This window comes from Melioribacter sulfuriphilus, assembly GCF_052656625.1.
On sequence record NZ_JBQXXK010000001.1, the window covers coordinates 426,407 to 445,637 of the forward strand.

General features: G+C 38.1%; 15 protein-coding genes. 10 read left to right on the forward strand and 5 right to left on the reverse strand.

Annotated elements, in window-relative coordinates:
- Positions 1-7 precede the first annotated feature (7 nt).
- Genes ACUN8G_RS01915 through ACUN8G_RS01925 form a run of 3 tightly spaced genes read right to left on the reverse strand, consistent with a single transcriptional unit; the run spans position 8 to position 3,412 of the window.
- Positions 8-547, reverse strand: a complete 540-nt coding sequence (locus ACUN8G_RS01915) for an HD domain-containing protein (RefSeq protein WP_437347111.1) — start codon at positions 545-547, stop codon at positions 8-10.
- 5 nt (positions 548-552) lie between these two features.
- Positions 553-2,184 (reverse strand): carbon starvation CstA family protein, encoded by a 1,632-nt coding sequence (locus ACUN8G_RS01920; RefSeq protein ID WP_437347112.1) that lies wholly within the window; start codon positions 2,182-2,184, stop codon positions 553-555.
- 49 nt (positions 2,185-2,233) lie between these two features.
- A complete protein-coding gene (locus ACUN8G_RS01925; protein ID WP_437347113.1) occupies positions 2,234-3,412 on the reverse strand; it encodes an isocitrate/isopropylmalate dehydrogenase family protein in 1,179 nt (392 codons plus the stop codon).
- A 145-nt stretch (positions 3,413-3,557) separates the two neighbouring features.
- On the opposite strand from ACUN8G_RS01925, the gene ACUN8G_RS01930 reads away from it, so the two are divergent.
- From ACUN8G_RS01930 to ACUN8G_RS01975, 10 genes are all read left to right on the forward strand, one after another.
- The gene (locus tag ACUN8G_RS01930; RefSeq protein ID WP_437347114.1) at positions 3,558-4,277 is read left to right on the forward strand and encodes a pyridoxine 5'-phosphate synthase; all 720 of its coding nucleotides are present in this window, start codon (positions 3,558-3,560) and stop codon (positions 4,275-4,277) included.
- A gap of 17 nt (positions 4,278-4,294) precedes the next feature.
- Positions 4,295-5,071 carry a TIGR02757 family protein gene (locus ACUN8G_RS01935; RefSeq protein ID WP_437347115.1) on the forward strand — a complete coding sequence of 259 codons (777 nt, stop codon included), beginning with the start codon at positions 4,295-4,297 and terminating at the stop codon, positions 5,069-5,071.
- An 80-nt stretch (positions 5,072-5,151) separates the two neighbouring features.
- Positions 5,152-7,101, forward strand: a complete 1,950-nt coding sequence (locus tag ACUN8G_RS01940) for an OPT family oligopeptide transporter (protein ID WP_437347116.1) — start codon at positions 5,152-5,154, stop codon at positions 7,099-7,101.
- Positions 7,102-7,160: 59 nt separating this feature from the next.
- Positions 7,161-7,529 (forward strand): PqqD family protein, encoded by a 369-nt coding sequence (locus ACUN8G_RS01945; RefSeq protein ID WP_437347117.1) that lies wholly within the window; start codon positions 7,161-7,163, stop codon positions 7,527-7,529.
- Entirely contained in the window at positions 7,526-8,986 is a 1,461-nt protein-coding gene (locus ACUN8G_RS01950) for an aminoacyl-histidine dipeptidase (protein ID WP_437347118.1), read from the forward strand. Before ACUN8G_RS01945 ends, ACUN8G_RS01950 begins: the two co-directional genes overlap by 4 nt.
- A gap of 75 nt (positions 8,987-9,061) precedes the next feature.
- A complete protein-coding gene (locus ACUN8G_RS01955) occupies positions 9,062-10,396 on the forward strand; it encodes an MFS transporter (protein WP_437347119.1) in 1,335 nt (444 codons plus the stop codon).
- A gap of 54 nt (positions 10,397-10,450) precedes the next feature.
- A complete protein-coding gene (locus tag ACUN8G_RS01960; protein ID WP_437347120.1) occupies positions 10,451-11,188 on the forward strand; it encodes a hypothetical protein in 738 nt (245 codons plus the stop codon).
- 9 nt (positions 11,189-11,197) lie between these two features.
- On the forward strand, positions 11,198-12,160 hold the full coding sequence (locus ACUN8G_RS01965) for an aminopeptidase (RefSeq protein ID WP_437347121.1): 963 nt from the start codon (positions 11,198-11,200) through the stop codon (positions 12,158-12,160).
- A gap of 171 nt (positions 12,161-12,331) precedes the next feature.
- Positions 12,332-14,506 carry an ATP-dependent helicase gene (locus ACUN8G_RS01970; RefSeq protein ID WP_437347122.1) on the forward strand — a complete coding sequence of 725 codons (2,175 nt, stop codon included), beginning with the start codon at positions 12,332-12,334 and terminating at the stop codon, positions 14,504-14,506.
- Positions 14,507-14,525: 19 nt separating this feature from the next.
- On the forward strand, positions 14,526-15,572 hold the full coding sequence (locus ACUN8G_RS01975) for a 6-phosphofructokinase (RefSeq protein ID WP_437347123.1): 1,047 nt from the start codon (positions 14,526-14,528) through the stop codon (positions 15,570-15,572).
- Between the two features lie 35 nt (positions 15,573-15,607).
- On the opposite strand, the gene ACUN8G_RS01980 is transcribed toward ACUN8G_RS01975, so the two are convergent.
- Positions 15,608-17,221, reverse strand: a complete 1,614-nt coding sequence (locus tag ACUN8G_RS01980) for an alanine/glycine:cation symporter family protein (protein ID WP_437347124.1) — start codon at positions 17,219-17,221, stop codon at positions 15,608-15,610.
- Positions 17,222-17,233: 12 nt separating this feature from the next.
- A complete protein-coding gene (locus ACUN8G_RS01985) occupies positions 17,234-18,604 on the reverse strand; it encodes a sodium-dependent transporter (protein WP_437347125.1) in 1,371 nt (456 codons plus the stop codon).
- Positions 18,605-19,231: the final 627 nt, after the last annotated feature.

Below are 19,231 nucleotides of genomic sequence, written 5' to 3' on the forward strand. Positions count from 1 at the left end.
TCTTTTCTCAATTATTTTTAAAAGGCTCGAATGATACAAAGTCGGCATGATGTACAATAATTGCTTCGACAGATCTTTTTCCGAGATCTCCTTCTTTTGAATGATAAGCAATAATGTGAAGAACTTCAGGTGGCAATCCGAAACGATCTGCTATTGCTACACCGCTAAAAGGATGTCGTAATAATTCGCCAGCTTTGCTTGTTCCAAGTTTGCCGTCCTTTTTCGTGTATTCTAATAATTTTCCAACATCAATTAAAATTGCTCCGGCAATCAAAAAATCCATATTGATATTGATTTCATCGCCGAAATTCTTCTTCATTCTGCTGGCTATATCGACGGCGAGTTGCACGCATGTTCTTTTGTGATTAATAAAAGAAATATTACAGTCCTTAATTAATAGAGAAAAAGGGATCTCGTGTAAATCCTGTATTGTTAGTTCCGAACTCTCCAGTGCATATTTCCAGCACTCTATCACTTTATCTCTAAGTGATAAGTCGTTAATTAAATTTACTTCTGGCCATAAAATAATTATTTCGTCTTTATTCATATCCTTTATTTTGATGTTGAAGGCTCAGCATTTGTTCTAAGCATAGTAAAAGCCTGCAATGCCAGCATTATAGCGAGTACGAAAAGAAATATCGATACTGTAGCAAGTAAATAGTTATTTATGAGCAAGTTATTATAAAAGAGCATAGCAAGTGCAGACAAAGTAACAGAGAACATGAATATCATGGGAATGAGAGTAAAATAATAATTTATTTTAAGATTGATAACCCAGACGGTAACTGCAAGGAGTGCAATTGCGGCTAAAAGTTGATTTGCGCTGCCGAAGACGGGCCATATGTTCATACTCTGTCCGCTCATCGTCAATAGTCCTCCGGCCAATACAGTTATTGTGGTTGCAAAATATCTATTTGATGTAACGCTGTTTTGGGGGATTTGTTGTTCTACTTCGAAGAATTCCTGAAATGCATAACGCGCAAGTCTGGTAGCGGTATCAAGAGAAGTTAATGCAAAAGCGGCGACGGCAAGAGCGGCAAAACTCGATGCGTGTGCCTCATCAACACCGAGTAAGGGAATATTGCTAATGAATTTTGCAATTCCAGTTGAAAAGGCGGTAACGGCGCCTTTTTCGTTTAATAATTGAATAAAATGATTCTGATCCAGTGAGGCAACCGATAATAATGAAAGAACTGCCAGCACGCCTTCGATAAGCATTCCACCGTAACCAATTAGTTTTGCGTCGGTTTCTTTGTCGAGTTGCTTTGCAGTAGTTCCGCTACTAACTATCGAATGAAAACCACTAATTGCACCGCATGCAACTGTTACAAAAAGAGCGGGGAAGAGATAGCCGATTTGGTCGACTTTAAAATTCGTAACTGGTGCAAGATGAACTTCGGGCATTGTGAAAATCAATCCCACAATACCGCCAATCATCAGTGCATAGAGTAAAAATGAATTAAGATAATCGCGCGGCTGTAGCAATATCCACACTGGCGTTACAGATGCAAAAAAGATATAGACGAGTAAAATTAAATTCCAGGTTTGATTATCAAGAAGCAATGGGAATTGATTCCCAATGTAAATAGCAATTATCAATAATAATATTCCGATAGCTGACGAAAAAATTAAAGGCATTTTAATACGGTAAGAAATTAGACCGAACCCAATTGCAATGAAGATAAATAAAATCGATGAAGTTCCAGCCGAAGGAATGCTGTTGAATGTATTGGAAACAATAATTGTAAAAACAGCAATAACGAGAATCAACGTAGACCATGTGAACAGGAGGAATAGTTTTTTGCCGTTTAGGCCAATATAATTTTCGATAACCTGACCAATTGTTTTGCCTTTATGGCGAATTGATGCAATTAAAGAAGTGTAGTCGTGCACTCCTCCAATAAAAGTGGAGCCGACGAGAATCCAGATATAAACCGGAACCCAGCCAAAACTTGCAGCAATTATGGGACCTACAATCGGACCGGCGCCTGCAATCGATGCAAAATGATGTCCTAACAAAACAGGAGGTTTAGTAGGAACGTAGTCAACTCCGTCGTAAAGATCATGTGACGGAGTAGTATGTTTTCCATCGATCGAAAATATATTGGAAATATAACTCCCATATACCCGATAAGCGAATGAAAAGAGAATTATTGCAAACGCAATTAAAATGATACCACTCATTTTACACCCAAGTTAAATGGCACTTTATATCTTAAAATTACAAAAAAAATTATAGTTTAGAAATTATTGCATCGGTCATCTGCTGGGTTGTTGCAGCACCCTGTTTTATAACATCGGGACCGCCTTTAAGTTTGAGCATATCGTATGTTCTTACTTTACCTTCTTCGATTACTTTAGCAATAGCATTTTTAATTTTTTGGGCAATATCAATTTCTCCAAGATGTTCAAGCATCATTACTGCGCTCATAAACATTGCAATTGGATTGACAATCGAGGGTTGCAACTTTTCGTATTTAGGGGCCGAGCCGTGCGTCGGTTCGAATACGGCTACTTTCTCTCCAATATTTGCACTACAAGCAAATCCCAGTCCTCCCACCAGTCCTGCAAAACCGTCGCTTATAATATCACCGAACATATTCTCAGCTACGATAACCCCGTAGTCTTCTGGATTTTTTGTTAACCACATCATTTGGGCGTCGATATTTGTATCCCATAGTTCGATTTCAGGATATTCTTTCGATATTTCGCGTGCGATTTTTAGCATCATACCGGATGTTTCTCGCAAAACATTCGGCTTTTCACACAACGTAACGCTTTTGTAATTATTTTTACGTGCGTATTCAAAAGCGGATCTAATAATTCTTTCGCTTGCTTTTTTTGTGACAATTCTTGTTGAAATTGCCAGCTCTTCACTGGGAACATCGGCAAAAGCTTTCATCTTTGGGTGAGTTTCGAGTGCTTTTCTTACAACTTCCGGAGGATTTGTCCATTCTACGCCGGCGTAAAGGCCTTCTGTATTCTGTCTGAAAATTACGGTATTGACATATGGCTCTTCGTAAGTGCCGTCAATTTTTTTGCGGATAAAATTTAATGGATTCCCCTTGAAAGAGATGCACGGCCGAATGCAGATATCGAGGTTAAAATGTTGTCTGAGTGCAACGATAGGAGAGAAATAAGTAAATCCTTTATTGCGTAATTCCGGTTTTAGTTCTTCGGCTGCTTTATCCTTTGGTTTACTGGTGATAGCTCCGAAGAGAGCCACTTTATGCTTTTCAATTAAATCAATGGTCCTCTGAGGCAAAGGGTTTCCTTCATTACACCAGAATTCCCACCCGATATCTCCCCAAACATACTCTGCTACAAATCCTGCTGCATTTAACAATCTTATAGCTTCTGGTAATACTATTTTCCCAATTCCATCGCCCGGTAAGGCTACAATTGTTCTCATATTTTCTCCCAGTGTGTTGAAATTTTATTGATTAACTTAGATAAGATAATCTTTATTGGCAACTCTTTCGATTATTCAAAATGATTCTGCTTTATCTTTAAATAGTTTTTTTTAATTTAGAATAGTCAAAAAAAGGGGACATGAGATGAAGTTTAGCATAAATATCGATCATATTGCAACACTTAGAAACGCACGAGCCGAATTCCAGCCCGATCCTGTGGCTTTTGCATTGATGGCAGAACTTTACGGCGTTGATGGAATTGTAGTACATCTAAGGGAAGACAGGCGCCATATTAATGAACGCGACGTTAGACTACTCAGAGAATTAATTACAACAAAACTTGACCTCGAAATGGCTGCCGTCGACGAGATTATCGATATTGCATGCGATGTCAAACCTGAACTGGCTACCATTGTTCCGGAGAAAAGACAGGAACTTACAACTGAAGGTGGAATAAATGTAATTGACAACATTAGTTTATTAAGCGATACGATAAAGCGTCTCCACGAAGCTAAAATTGACGTTTCCCTTTTTATTGAACCAGACATCGACCAGATAAATGCCGCTGCTGAAATAAATGCAGACTTTATCGAAATTCATACCGGAAAATATGCCAACTCTCCTACCGAAGAGGAAAGATTCGACGAATTAGATAAAATTCGTCTGGCTGCCAAACATGCAAAAAAATTGGGATTGGGTGTTAATGCTGGTCATGGATTGAATTATGTTAATATGAAAGAATTCGTTGCTATAAAAGAAATTGACGAAGTTAGCATAGGGCATGCAATAATTGCACGGACGGTTTTTGTAGGCGTAGAAAAAGCTATTAAAGAAATGATTGAAATCATTCGCAATGCTCAATAAACCTGACCGGTAAAACTTTGATTAAAAATCTCAAGAAAAGATTAGACTACCATTACAATCAATTCAACAGTAAATCGATTGTGCCCGACCCCGTGTTATTTCCTCACAGATATTTAGATTCTCGCGACATCGAAATATCGGCTTTTATATCGTCAATTTTCGCATACGGAAATCTGTCGCAAATTATGAAAACACTGGATGAAATTCACAAAGTTATGCAGAATAAGCCGTATGAGTTTATATCAAATTTTTCACTGCATACAAAAATCTTTGAGAAATTAAAATATCGATTTTACAGTCCGGATGATATCAATCTTATTTTTTATGCTTTGAACAAAATATACAGTCAATACGATTCATTAAAATATTTATTTCTATTATACTATTTCGAAAATGAGAAAAATTTGAAATCGTCTATTACATTTTTTGTTGACAATATTAAGAATATAATTGCCCATAAAAGTAATATCAGCGCTGGTATAAAATTTATGCTGCCCGATCCTATGAAAAACAGTGCGTGCAAAAGAATGAATTTGTTTTTGAGATGGATGGTGAGAAAGGATAATATTGATTTCGGATTGTGGCAGGAAATTAGACCTGATAAACTCGTTATCCCCGTAGATACTCACGTGGCTAGAGTTAGCAGGATGTTGGGACTTACTCAAAAGAAGATTGTTAACTGGCAAATGGCTGAAGAAATTACCGAAAATCTAAGAAGATTTGATCCATCCGATCCGGTAAAATATGATTTTGCAATCTGTCATATTGGTATGAATAAGACGAAGATAATTTAAAAAGTTTGCTCGTCTATAATATCAATGTTATATTAGTCGAACGATTATCAAATAATTAATACCATAAACAGGAGAACGGCATGTCGGAACAAAAACGATTTGTCCCTTTCGTCTCGCCGGAAACAAATATGGCTGAATTTACAGTGAGAGCTCTGATAATTGGACTGCTTATGGCAGTTGTACTCGGAGCGGCGAATGCCTATTTGGGTCTTAAAGCCGGTATGACAATAGCTGCTACCTATCCGGCGGCAGTAATAGGGATGGCGCTTCTGAAATTAATGAAAGGTACAATACTGGAAGAGAATTTTGCACGTACTGTTGGTTCAATAGGCGAATCGATAGCTGCAGGTGCAATATTCACTTTGCCCGCATTTTTTATTGCTGGTATCTGGGATCCGTTTTTTACACCGGGTCATTATGCAATTTCGACGGCAATAATGGTTGCTGGCGGTGTACTCGGCATTATGTTCGTTGCATTATTGCGACGGGTTATGGTTGAAGATGCGGAACTCCCATTCCCCGAATCGGTAGCCGCTGCAGAAATTCATAAAGCAGGGCGTAATGGAACTGCCGGTTCAAAATACTTATTCAATGCGATGGGCATTGGCGCAGTTATTCAAGCATTAGGAAAATTTAAATTGTTCGCGTTTTCATACGATAAAGTTTTACAATTCGGTAAAGGAAGTATCTTATTCCGCTCGCCTGAAGTTAGTCCGGCTTATATGGGCGTCGGTTATATAATTGGTCCCAGACTCGCAGCATTGAACTTCAGCGGAGGTGTTATTGCTTGGGGTTTGCTTGCTCCAATCATTGCTTATTTCAAGTATACTGCAGCTGGAGATAATTCAATAGAAACGACAAATATGCTTGTGCAGGTTTGGAAAGATTATGTGCGTCCCATCGCTATTGGAGGGATGCTCGTAGGAGCCGCTTATACTTTATGGAAAATGAGAAATAGTCTTATTACAGGAATTGGCAGGTCGGTTAGTGACGTAAAAAAAGCTGCTACTGGAGAAGTGACTGAAATACGCACTGAAAAAGATCTAAGCTTTACTACAATTCTTGTTGGGATCGGATTGACAGCTTTAGCAACATTTTTTATTTATAATTTCTTTGCGCAGGACCTATTCGCAGCGTTGGTGGCAACGATCGTAATGATAATTGCTGGATTCTTTTTTGCTGCCGTTTCGGGTTATCTCGTAGGAATTATCGGGTCGAGTAACAATCCAATTAGCGGTTTAACGTTATCGACATTAGTTGTGGCAGCTGTTTTAATGGTTGCCCTTGGAATGAAAGGAATTCAAGGAGTGGCTGCTGTTCTCGGCGTGGCAGCTGTTGTATGCGTCTCGGCAGCCGTGGCAGGAGAAATGCTGCAAGATCTGAAAGCCGGTCATATTCTCGGTGGTACTCCATGGAAAATGCAGCTGGGTGATATTATCGGCGTTGTAATTTCATCGGCTGTAATGTTTATTCCTCTTTTTATTCTTCACGAAGGTGATATAAAATCGGGCGGTATGGGTTTCGGCGGCGACGCACTTCCGGCTCCACAGGCAAGTTTAATGGCTATCTTATCGAATGGAATTGTTGCTGGCCAAATGGAATGGATACTGATTTTTACAGGAATGCTAATGGGTGTCGGATTTATTATGATGAATGTCAAAAGTCCTATGCTCGTTAGCGTGGGAATGTATCTCCCGCTCGGTACGACTTTCGCAATTTTTGTTGGCGGTATCATTAAAGGAATCGTCGAAAAAATATCTGCTAAAAATAATTTCAACGATGCTCAGAAATCGAGAGTGGAAAATGTTGGAATTTTACTTGCCGCAGGATTAATAGCTGGCGAAGCTTTAGTTGGTCTTCTTTTTGCAGGATTTGCATTCTGGGAAATACCACTACTGGAAATCTTTAAAGAAACTACGTTCTTGATAAGTCTGGTAGTATTACTGTTTATTGCTTATTTACTCATAAAAATCCCAATTAAGAATGCAGGTAAACCAGAAGACCCTGCGTCTCCTTCGGTTCCAGTTTAATTAATTAAGCGCTGTTTCTTTTGAAAGAATCAGCGCTTTTATATTAACTGCGATATGATATGAATTTTTTTGGAAGACAAAAAATAGACAAAAATTATCTTGACCTTATACCTGTAAGAAAAGTCGAATATGAAAAAGACGGCAATCTGGTAACACTATTAATTCCAAAATTTACAAGTAATTTTGCGACAAAATTTATTATGCCAAGATTGAAGTCGAAATACATTAGGCTAAGACTCGATGAACTTGGTTCAGCTTCCTGGTTGGAAATTGACGATAATAGTAAGGTGGCTGAAATTTGCAATCGACTCAGAAATAAATTTGGAAATAAGATTGAGCCTGTTGAAGAACGTTTGACCCGTTTTCTGACACGATTGTACGTGGAAAAAATTATTTCTTTTAAGGAAATAGAAGGAGAAAAAATATGAGCAACACACTCTCAAGTCTTAAACCAGAACTATTATGGAAACACTTCGAAGAAATTTGTAAGAGACCGCATCCATCGAGAAACGAAAAGCTTGTTGCCGAATATATTATAGATTTTGCAAAGAAAAACTCGCTCGACTACAGCGTCGATGGTTTTGGTAATATCGTTATTAGAAAACCAGCTACACCGGGCAAGGAAAAATTAATGACGGTTGCATTGCAGGGACATCTCGATATGGTACCCGAAAAGAATAACGACGTAAAGCATAATTTTGACAAGGACCCAATTGAACCATATATTGACGGCGATTGGGTTAAAGCCAGAGGCACTACACTCGGCTCAGACAACGGCATCGGGGTAGCTGCAGCTCTCGCTATTCTTGAATCGAAGGATATTGAACACGGTCCTATTGAAGCTCTTTTTACACTTGATGAAGAAACAGGACTCAACGGCGCACAGGCTCTTCAACCTGGATTCCTGAAGGCCAATATTATGATTAATCTCGATTCAGAAGAAGATGGTGCTTTCTACATCGGATGCGCAGGAGGTCAAAACACATTTGCAGAATTCAAAATAAAAACAACACCTTACAAAGAAAATACTATTCCTCTTGAAGTATCGGTTACTGGATTAAAAGGGGGGCATTCGGGACTTGATATAGCAAGCGGGCGCGCAAATGCCATCAAATTACTTGTTCGTTTGCTCTATAATCTGAATGAAAAATTTGGCATTACACTTTCAAAAATTAGCGGCGGCAATAAACATAATGCCATTCCAAGAGAAGCTTTTGCATTAATAAGAATACCGAAAAAAAATTATATCGAAGTTTTAGACACGGTATCCAGATTCGAATCTACCGTCAAATCTGAATTCGCAACTGTAGAACCTTCGTTGCAGATTATTGCAAATAAGGTTCAATCGAGAGCAAAAGTAATCGACAAAGCTACCTCCGATAGAATAATCGACTCGCTCTACGGCATTCAAAATGGTGTAATTAAAATGAGCGCCGATATCGAAGGACTCGTGGAAACTTCTTCGAACTTAGCTGTGGTGGTTACTAAACAAAACAGTGTTGAAGTAATAACAAGTCAAAGAAGTTCTGTGGAGTCTGAGAAATATGATATTTCTAATGCTATTGCTGCAGTATTCAAATTAGCAAAAGCAAAGGTGAATTTTGGCGAAGGGTATCCAGGATGGAAGCCAGATATTAATTCTCCAATACTGGGACTCATGAAAGACGTTTATAAGCAGATGTTCGATACTGAACCAGAAATTAAAGCGATTCATGCTGGATTGGAATGCGGAATTATTAAAGAAAAATTTCCACACGTCGATATGATATCTTTAGGCCCTACAATTCAAGGTGCGCACTCTCCTGACGAAAGAGTACAAATAAGTACAGTTCAAAAATTCTGGGATGTTCTGGTTAATGTATTGAAAAATATTCCTTCAATTTAATTGACAGAATCGTATAGGAAGCCATTCTTTTCGTGGCTTCCTGTACGTGACTTTTTTGATAATAGAGTTAATGTTATGGTAATTACTACTAAAAAACCTCAACCTACATTTCTTTTTAGATGGACTATATTGCTTTTGATCAGCCTTGCGATGTTTGGAAATTATTATATCTACGACAGTATAAGTCCTCTGGCTGATTTGTTGGTAAAACAGCTTAAGTTTACCGATGCTGACATTGGGCTTTTGCAGGGAATTTACAGCTTTCCAAATATAATCATGGTGCTTATCGGTGGAATTATCATCGATAAAATTGGCACTCGGATTTCAGTATTGATATTTACAGCTCTAATAATGATTGGTGCGGTTGTTACTGCATTGACAGGCAAACTTTATATTATGGCTCTTGGCAGGTTAATATTTGGACTCGGTGCCGAGTCGATGATTGTTGCGATTACTACGATTATAGCTCGCTGGTTTAAAGGCAAAGAATTATCTCTCGCATTTGGACTAAATCTTACAGTGGCGCGACTCGGTTCTTTCCTTGCTCTTAATTCACCTACATGGGGAAAAAGTTTTTACGAATACTGGCAATCGCCACTTCTGATTACTGTGGCTGCAGGTGTTTTTGCTGTTGTTACCATCGTTCTTTATTATATTCTCGATCTAATCGGCTCAAGAAAATTTGATCTTCCTGCCGAAGGTCAACAGGAAAAAGTAGTTCTGAAAGAAATCTTTACATTTCCCAAAGCCTTCTGGTACATTACAGCGCTTTGTGTTACTTTTTATTCTGCCATGTTTCCGTTTCAGACTTTTGCAATAAAATTTTTTCAGGATGCACATGGCACAACAAGGGAAGTAGGAGGTAATCTTTCGAGTATTCTAACACTGGCGGCAATGATTTTTACTCCGCTCTTCGGATTGCTTGCCGATAAGATTGGTAAGCGTTCATTGTTGATGATGTTTGGCTCTCTTTTAATTATACCTGTTTATCTAATGATGGCGTATAAAATTGGCAGGCCGGATTTAATGACCGAAGGAGACTTTATTCATCTATCACTATCATTTTTTGATATCAACGTGTCAATTCCAATTTATCTTATTCTACCGATGTCGATGATGGGCATCGCTTTTTCGTTGGTGCCTGCTGTAATGTGGCCTTCTGTTGCATTGATTGTTGACAACACCAAACTGGGAACTGCATACGGTTTAATGACAATGATTCAAAATATCGGTTTATTTTCATTCAATATTATTATCGGTTACGCAAACGATATTTCAGGAGCGAGCGCAGCTAATCCGACAGGTTACAATACAGGTATGTGGATTTTTTCGATGCTTGGATTTTTCGGATTAATCTTTGCATACTTATTGAAAAAAAGTCAACAACAACTAGACGCTAAACCTGAATAAATATTTTATTAATGCTCTTTTTACTAAATTGTGTCCGTAAAAGTTATCGATTATATGAAACTCAAATTTTCAATAGTAATTTTTCTTACTCTTTCGGCAAGCAGTATTAATGCTCAAACTTTTGGATTCGGCTGTCTGGGTATGAGTGGTTTCTACGCCGGTTTTACGCATCATTACTACGAAGCGACCGCTATCAATGAGTTTCTTAACAACTATAAAATAAATCCTGTAGATGGCTTAATGCCGAATATTGAATTTAAAAGGTCAACAGGCTACAGAATAGGAGCTAATATTTTTAGAGCAAGATTTTCAAGTATCATTATAAGTACAAAAGGCTATTATCAATTTTTAAAAGAAACTAACGAATTCAAAACTGATGAATTGACTTCAGAACGTTACGAATTGTCGATGAATAATTGGGGCGTTGGACTGGATGTTGGTATTCCTGTCTTCTCTTTCCTCGATCTAAAACTTGTCGAAGGTCATCTAAATTTTTATTCTCCTGAATTCAAAATTAATCTTATAGAACAAAACAGCGCCACAGTTGAACTCAACAAATTTACAGCGGAGGAAACAAAAATTGGGTATTTCCTCGGTTCAGGATTAATAATTCATCTAATTCCGGATTATATCAGTCTGGAAGCCACGGCGGGTTATAATTTCCTGGAGTTGAAATATTTGTACGACGGTGAGAATAATTTATCGATACCTGTTACAAATTCAACTAAAGAAATAATTAATAAAAAAACTTTTTCTGCAACTCTTCAAATCAATGTGGGCTTCCCACTTTAAGGTAAAATTATGAAACAGACCAAACTCGATAAAGCTGCAGTAATAGCAATACGTGACTGCATGGGCGCTAAGACAAATGAATCGATATTAATAATTACAGACGAGAAAAAGAAAAAAATCGGTTATGCACTTTATCAAAATGCTCTGCGATTGGGGCACCCTTCGCTATATGTTGAAATGAAGTCGGGTGAGATGCACGGTCAAGAACCACCTGCTCAGGTAGCAGAATTGATGAAAATGTTCGATGTGGTATTGTGCCCTACAGACAAATCTTTGACGCATACAAACGCAAGGAGAGCAGCTTCTGCTAATGGAGTTCGTATTGCCACATTTCCTGGAATTACTGAAGATATTATGATACGAGGTTTAAATGCAGATTACAAAAAAATAGCAGAGCTCACAATTAAACTTGTAAAAAAACTCGACAGAGCCAGTAAAGTAAGAGTTACCGCTGCGGGTGGGACAGATCTCTCTTTTGAAATTAAAGGACGCAAAGCAATTGCCAGCAAAGGGCTTTTCCATAAAAAAGGCGAAGGTGGCAACTTACCCACAGGCGAAGCTTATATTGCTCCTCTTGAAGGCACCTCAAACGGTGTCTTTGTCGTCGATGGTTCGATGTCTGGTGTCGGTGTAGTTAAAAATAGACCAATTAGAATTGAAGTAAAGAATGGATATGCAGTAAAAATTAGTGGCGGTTCACAAGCAAAAAAACTCGAAAAAATACTTGAAAAGTATGGGCAATTAGCCCGAAACATTGCTGAATTTGGAATTGGAACAAATGATAAAGTTAAATTGAGTGGAAATTTGCTTGAAGACGAAAAAGTATTGGGAACGGTGCATATTGCTTTAGGCGACAATAAAACTATGGGCGGCAATGTAAACGTGCCAATTCATCTGGATGGTGTCATTAAGAAGCCAACCGTATGGCTCGATGGCAAGTTAATTATGAAGGACGGGAAGCTAATTAATTAAACGGGAAATTTCACACAACTTAATTTTTTGAAAAGAATTATCGAATATCCCTTACAATCTATCCGTTACACAGACTATTAAATTATAAATTTTTACTTTATAAAACTCTCCTAAAATTGATTAACCGCTCTTAATTTTGTAAATTTGTAACTTAAAAAACAAACAATTCTTATGAAATTTCTAAATGAATTAAACGAAGAGCAGCGTAAAGCTGTTGAGTACAATTCAGGTCCACATATGGTTGTGGCAGGTGCTGGTTCAGGCAAAACCCGCGTTTTGACTTACAAAATTGCGTATTTGATCGAAAAAGGACTGGAACCTGAATCGATTCTTGCTCTTACTTTTACAAACAAGGCCGCCAGAGAAATGAAAGAGCGCATTAAAGCGATGATCGGCAAGAAAGCCGAAAAGCTCTGGATGGGCACTTTTCATTCGATTTTTGCGCGTATTCTGAGAGCGGAATCGAATTATATCAATTACCGTCCGAATTTTTCGATTTATGACCGCGAAGATTCAGTCTCTCTGGTATCGAACGTTATGCAGGACCTCAATATCAACCTCGAAAATCTAACACCTAACGGAGTTCAGCATAAAATAAGTTACCTGAAAAACCAGATGATTTTGCCAGAAGATTATGAAAAGGAAATGTCTTCTACTTCCATAGATAAAAAATTTCTGGAGATTTATAAAGAATATCAAAATCGCCTGTTTCAAAATAATGCAATGGATTTTGACGATCTCCTTTTGAAGCCCATCGAACTATTTACGAATAATCCGAAAGTTCTGAGCAAGTACAAAAAAATCTTCAAATATATCCTTGTAGATGAATATCAGGATACGAACAAAGCACAATATGAATTGATCAAAATTTTAAGTCCAGTCCGCGATAAAATATGTGTTGTTGGAGATGATGCTCAGAGTATTTACAGCTGGCGTGGTGCTGAAATTAAAAACATGCTTAATTTCAAAAAAGATTTTAAAGACGCCAAAATTTTCCGTCTTGAACAGAATTACCGCTCCACAAAAATGATTCTTGCAGCGGCAGATTCTATAATTAAAAATAATGCCGAACAGATTGCCAAGACATTATGGACTGAGAATAACGACGGCGAACAATTGACTATTATACGCGCTTCCGACGAGAAAGACGAAGCGCTTCAGATTGCAAGGCGTATTAAAAAAGAAGTAATCAACCGTAAACTTTCGCTGAACGATATAGCAATTTTCTATCGATTGAATTCTCAGTCAAGAGCACTGGAAGAGGCTTTGCGCCGCGAGAAAATTCCGTATAAAATTGTAGGTGGTGTTGAATTTTACAGACGAAAGGAAGTAAAGGATGTACTGGCTTATCTACGGGTACTTTCAAATCAAAATGACGAAGAAAGTCTTCTCAGAATTATGAATTTTCCGCAGAGGGGAATTGGGAATACTTCGATTTCGAAGATGATTGCATTTGCCAGACGCCTGAATATTACACTTTTTGCAACAATGGCGCGTGTTTTCGAAGTAATCGAAGTTAAAGAAAGAATTCAGAAAAACGTTAAACAATTCAAGTTAATGCTCGACAAGTACATTGAGCTGAAAGATAAGCTTTCAATCAGTGAATTGACTTCTGCACTGGTTGACGAGCTCGGTATTCTTAAAATGTATAAAGAGGAAAACACTCCCGAATCCATGGCGCGTTATGACAACATACAGGAATTACTGAGAGCAATACAGGAATATAATCAAGAAAATCCAAAAGCTACACTTGACGAATTTCTGGCAGAAGTATCGCTGGTAGCTGGGATTGACCAGTACGACGAAAAAGCAAATGCCGTAACACTAATGACTGTTCATTCTGCCAAAGGATTGGAGTTCCCTGTTGTTTTTATAACTGGACTTGAAGAAGATATTTTCCCATTGAGTCCACGATTTGATTCGGATTCCAAAATCGAAGAAGAAAGAAGGCTCTTTTATGTTGCCCTCACAAGGGCGCAACAGAAAGTATTTCTGACTTATGCCAGGTCGAGGTATCGATTTGGCGAAGTGGCATATCAAAGTCGCTCTCGTTTCATCGATGAACTCGACGAATCTACTTATGTCGAAATTAACGGCCCGGGCAGTAGAAGAGCGGGTAGAAAGAAAAAAGAAGATTACGACGAGTACTATCAAGAAAGTTACGACGATTACGACCAGGAACGTCGTTCTTTGAGAGTCGGTAGTAAAGTATCCCACGCCATATTTGGCATTGGGAAAATACTTGCAATTACCGGCTCGGGAGACACCCAAAAGGTGACTATTGCATTTGAAAATCATGGCACCAAAAACCTTTTGACAAAATTTGCAAACTTGAAGCTCATTTAAAAAAATAACGGAGAATTAAATGAAGATAGGTATTTTAACAGGGGGTGGTGATTGCCCCGGTCTCAATGCCGTAATTAGAGCGGTAGTAAGAAAGTCTTTACAAAACGGACATGAAGTAATCGGTATCCGCGAAGGATGGCGTGGTATACTCGAAAATAATTTTATGACTCTCGACCTCGAAGCCATCTCAGGAATCCTTCCTCGCGGAGGCACAATACTCGGTACTTCCCGTACCAACGTCTACAAAGTTCAAAACGGTGAAGAAAAAGTAAAACAAAATATGAAAGATGCAGGAATCGACTGCCTGGTTGCAATTGGTGGCGAGGATACACTTGGTGTTGCCTCTAAACTCCACAAAGGAGGCGTTAAAGTAGTTGGAGTTCCCAAGACAATTGATAACGATTTGAACGCTACCGATTACACATTTGGTTTCGATACTGCTGTTAATATTGCCACCGAAGCAATTGACAGACTTCATACAACTGCAGAAGCTCATAATCGTGTAATGGTAGTCGAAGTAATGGGTCGCCATGCGGGATGGATTGCAGTCCATGCAGGCATTGCTGGAGGCGCCGATGTTATCTTGATTCCCGAAAAGCCGTTTGACCTTGATGAAGTGTGCGATATTATTACAAAACGTCATGCAAGAGGAAAGAACTTTAGCATTGTAGTAGTTTCCGAAGGTGCAAAATTAAAAACTGAAAACAACGTCGATAAAGACGGTTCTTTTGTTCTTAGCAGTATGGAAGTCGACGCTTTTGGACACGTTAAACTTGGCGGTATCGGAAACGTTATTGCAGAAGAAATCGAAAAAAGAACTGGATTTGAAACAAGAGCCACAGTACTAGGTTATATTCAAAGAGGTGGAAGCCCAACTGCTTTCGATCGCGTACTCGGTACACGACTTGGTGTTTTTGCCGCAGATTTAGTAGATAAAGGTAAATTCGGATATATGGCTGCTTTGAAAGGTAAAGATATCGTGGCTGTTAAATTAGAAGAAGCTGTCGGCGAGCTCAAAACGGTCGATCTTGAACTCTATAAAGTTGCGGAAACTTTCTTTGGTTAATAAGATGAAGGCTGCCTTTGGGCAGCCTTTTTTATTTAATCTTTCCCCATTTCCTTTAATTTTTTGTATGGTATGTGTTTAATCGAAAAATAATATTGTACGTCTTTCTTTAATTCCCCTGAAAGTAAAATAATTGCTAAAAGGTTGGGAGCGGTCATAAATCCAAGTGCAGCATCTCCAAAAGCCCATACAGCTTCAAGTTCCGCAATTGAGCCGATAAATACAAAGAGAACAAAAACCCATTTGTACGGTAAGATTGCCCTGTCACCAAAGAGATAATATGTCGCTCTGTCGCCGTAATAAGACCAGCTGATAATTGTGGAAGTAGCAAAGAGAAGTACTGCCAGCGTTACAATCTTATCGCCATAGTCGAATAGCCAGCTTAATCCAATTTTAAAAGCATATGAAGTTAGAATACTTGCATTGTAAATTTGATCGGTGTAGTTCGGATCAATTCGTAGTTTATAAAATTCGGTATGGTACCACGCACCTGTAATAACAATAACCAGACCAGTCAAGGTACAAATTGTAAGGGTGTCGATAAATGGTTCAAGAAGCGCAACAGTGCCCTCGCGTACTCCATATTTGGTTTTGGCGGTTGAATGGGCAATTGGTGCGCTTCCCTGACCAGATTCGTTCGAATACAATCCTCTTTTTGTTCCCCACAATACAGTATTTAACATTACAAGGAAAGTACCTCCAGCAGCACCAGCAATTTTAGCCGGCGGATTGAATGCCATTTCGATAATTAATTTTAAGCTTGGAATTAAAGATTCGATGTTTGCGATTATTATTACAGACGAGGCAATAATATAAAATATAGCCATGAAAGGGGAGAGTATACTCGTTACTTTACCTATTCTTTTAATACCACCGATAATAACAAGTGCAATAATCGACGATAAAACCAGTCCATTTATAACCTGCTGCCATGAAATTGCCAATCCTGAAATTATTTTGTGCTTTACTGTCCAGAAATTATTAACTCCAACAATTTGAGTAACTTCAGAATAAATTTGGTCTGAGAGTGTGAAAGCTTGTATTGCGTTGCCTGTGGCAAATGAACAAATTACAGCGAAACATGCGAACATAATAGCCAGCCATCTCCATTTTGGTCCCAAGCCTTTTTCTATAGTATACATTGGACCACCAGCAATAGAACCATTAGGTAGTATATCACGATATTTATGCGCAAGAGAAACTTCGGCAAATTTAAGAGCTGTACCGAATATTCCTGTTATCCACATCCAGAAAAGGGCGCCGGGTCCGCCATAATAAATTGCAGTTGCAACTCCTGCAATATTTCCTATTCCCACAGTTGCTGAAATAGCAGTCGATAGGGCACGAAAGTGATTTAAATCCCCGCTGTCTTTTGGATCGTCATAGATTCCTGCCGTAACTTTTATTCCGTGCCAGAAATACCTGATTTGGGGAAACTTTAATTTTATTGTTATGAAAATTCCTGTACCCAAAAGTGCAATTAACATAAAAGGGACCGAACCAAGCGGTACATCGGGGGATGGGAAATTTTTGATAGTTTCAAAATTGCCAGGAAAAGTCCAAACACTATTAAAAAATGGCACTCCACCTAATAAAAGAACTGTAAATATTATTACAATACCGATTAATCCAGCTGTCGATTTTTTCATTTCCACCCTTTTTTAAATTAGACCGATAGAACTAAGTAAAACAACAATTATTAATACAGGGGCAACAAATCGCAGTATAAATTTCCAGCAATCGAGGAACCACGGGTATTTGCCGAAGAATGTTTCAGCTCCTTGAATGATTTCACTTTTTACTTTATCGAAACCCCATACCCATCCGACAAAGATTGAGATAAAAAAGCCACCAATTGGTAGAAGAAGATTCGACGATACAAATTCCGATAAATCGAAGAAAGTAAATTTTCCAATCTTAAAGTCGGCAAGCAAATTGAAAGATAATGCACTCGGAACGCCGAGCAATAAAGCTGCAAAGCCAAATACAACTACGGCTTTCTTTCGACTCCAGCCTTTTTCGTCCACAAAATAGGCTGTAACAACTTCCAATAATGATACTGTCGAAGTGACAGCTGCTAAAGAGAGAGCTATAAAAAAGAGGATCGAAAAATAAAACCCACCTGGTATTTTGGTAAATACAACCGGTAATGTTCTGAAGATAAGGCTGGGTCCTACGTCAGGATTTTGACCTGTTGCAAAAACAACTGTAAATATGCTGATGCCTGCAATTATTGCAAGCAGAGTATCAAGAAATGCAATCCAGACCGTTGAATATGGTATATTATCTCTTTTAGACATATAACTACCGTATGTAAGCATGGCTCCCATTCCCAAACTCATTGAAAAGAATGCCTGTCCCATAGCGGCTAACACAACGCCAGTTGTAATTTTAGACCAGTCAGGATTGAAAAGATAGGCTAGACCTTTCGAAGCGCCCTCGAGCGTTAGACCTCGAACCATTATTATCAGCATTAAAATAAAGAGCATCGGCATCATAATCTTGCTGCCGCGTTCAATCCCTTTCTGAACACCAAAATAAACTATCGCCATTGTGAGGAGCATAAAAGCAGCAAGTAAACCGACATTCCAATAAACGTTTGCCAGCAAATCGGAAAAATGTGATTGAGCTGCATCTGGGATACTGTATTGTTGTAAATTACCATTAATAGCTTCATAAATGTATCCGAGAGTCCAGCCTGCAACTACAGTATAAAAGGAAAGAATGACAAAACCGGCTATGACTCCAATGCCTCCTATCCATTGCCAGAATGAGGAAGGGTGCAAGGACTTGAATGACCCTACGGGGTTTTTCTGAGTACTTCTGCCAATGAGTACTTCGGCTATCAATACTGGGATACCGATTAAAATTACACAAAAAATATAGACGAAAATAAATGCGGCTCCTCCGTTTTCACCTGATAAGTAAGGAAACCGCCAGATATTGCCTAATCCAATAGCCGAGCCGGCTGCAGCCAATATAAATCCCACCCGGCTACCCCATTGCTCTCTTTCAGAATTTTTAGGAATCATTTATTGTCCTCAATTATGAATTTAAATTTCTGCAAATATTGGATAATCATTCAAAAATATCAATAAATAAATGTTTTTGATAAGCTGAAATACTTCAATAGCATTACTTCAGTCAATCTAACTCAAAGTATAATGAAGAAAGTCAAATTTACGGCATCACAGGAAATAATGAAATTAATTTTGACTACTGGCCAATATATAAATTTGTAAGTTTCGCCTTTAGGATGTTCGAGGATATTAATTTCCTAAATGAGCATTAATGACTTATCCATTTGTATATTATCCTGTAATTTTCATTAAGAAAAGAATTATGCATTTGTTATCGAAAACTCTGTATGAATTTTAACTTGTAAAAAAATTGCAGGTTCGATTTTATAAAAATGTTCGGATTGTGTCATTTAATTCGTTTTATAAAAGAACTAAAAATTGACTGTTCTGCATTAACAAAACATAAAGCATTTTCTAAAATTAAATTGTACTGATTTATCATTGTAATAATGAGAGACATCTGAAAAATTCAATTAGAGGAACAGATTTATAAGTATTGTCGTTTTCATTGAAAAAATAAATCATGTATAAGTAAAAATTGGTTCTTTGAAATAGTGTTGTCTGCTTTATTGAGCCATT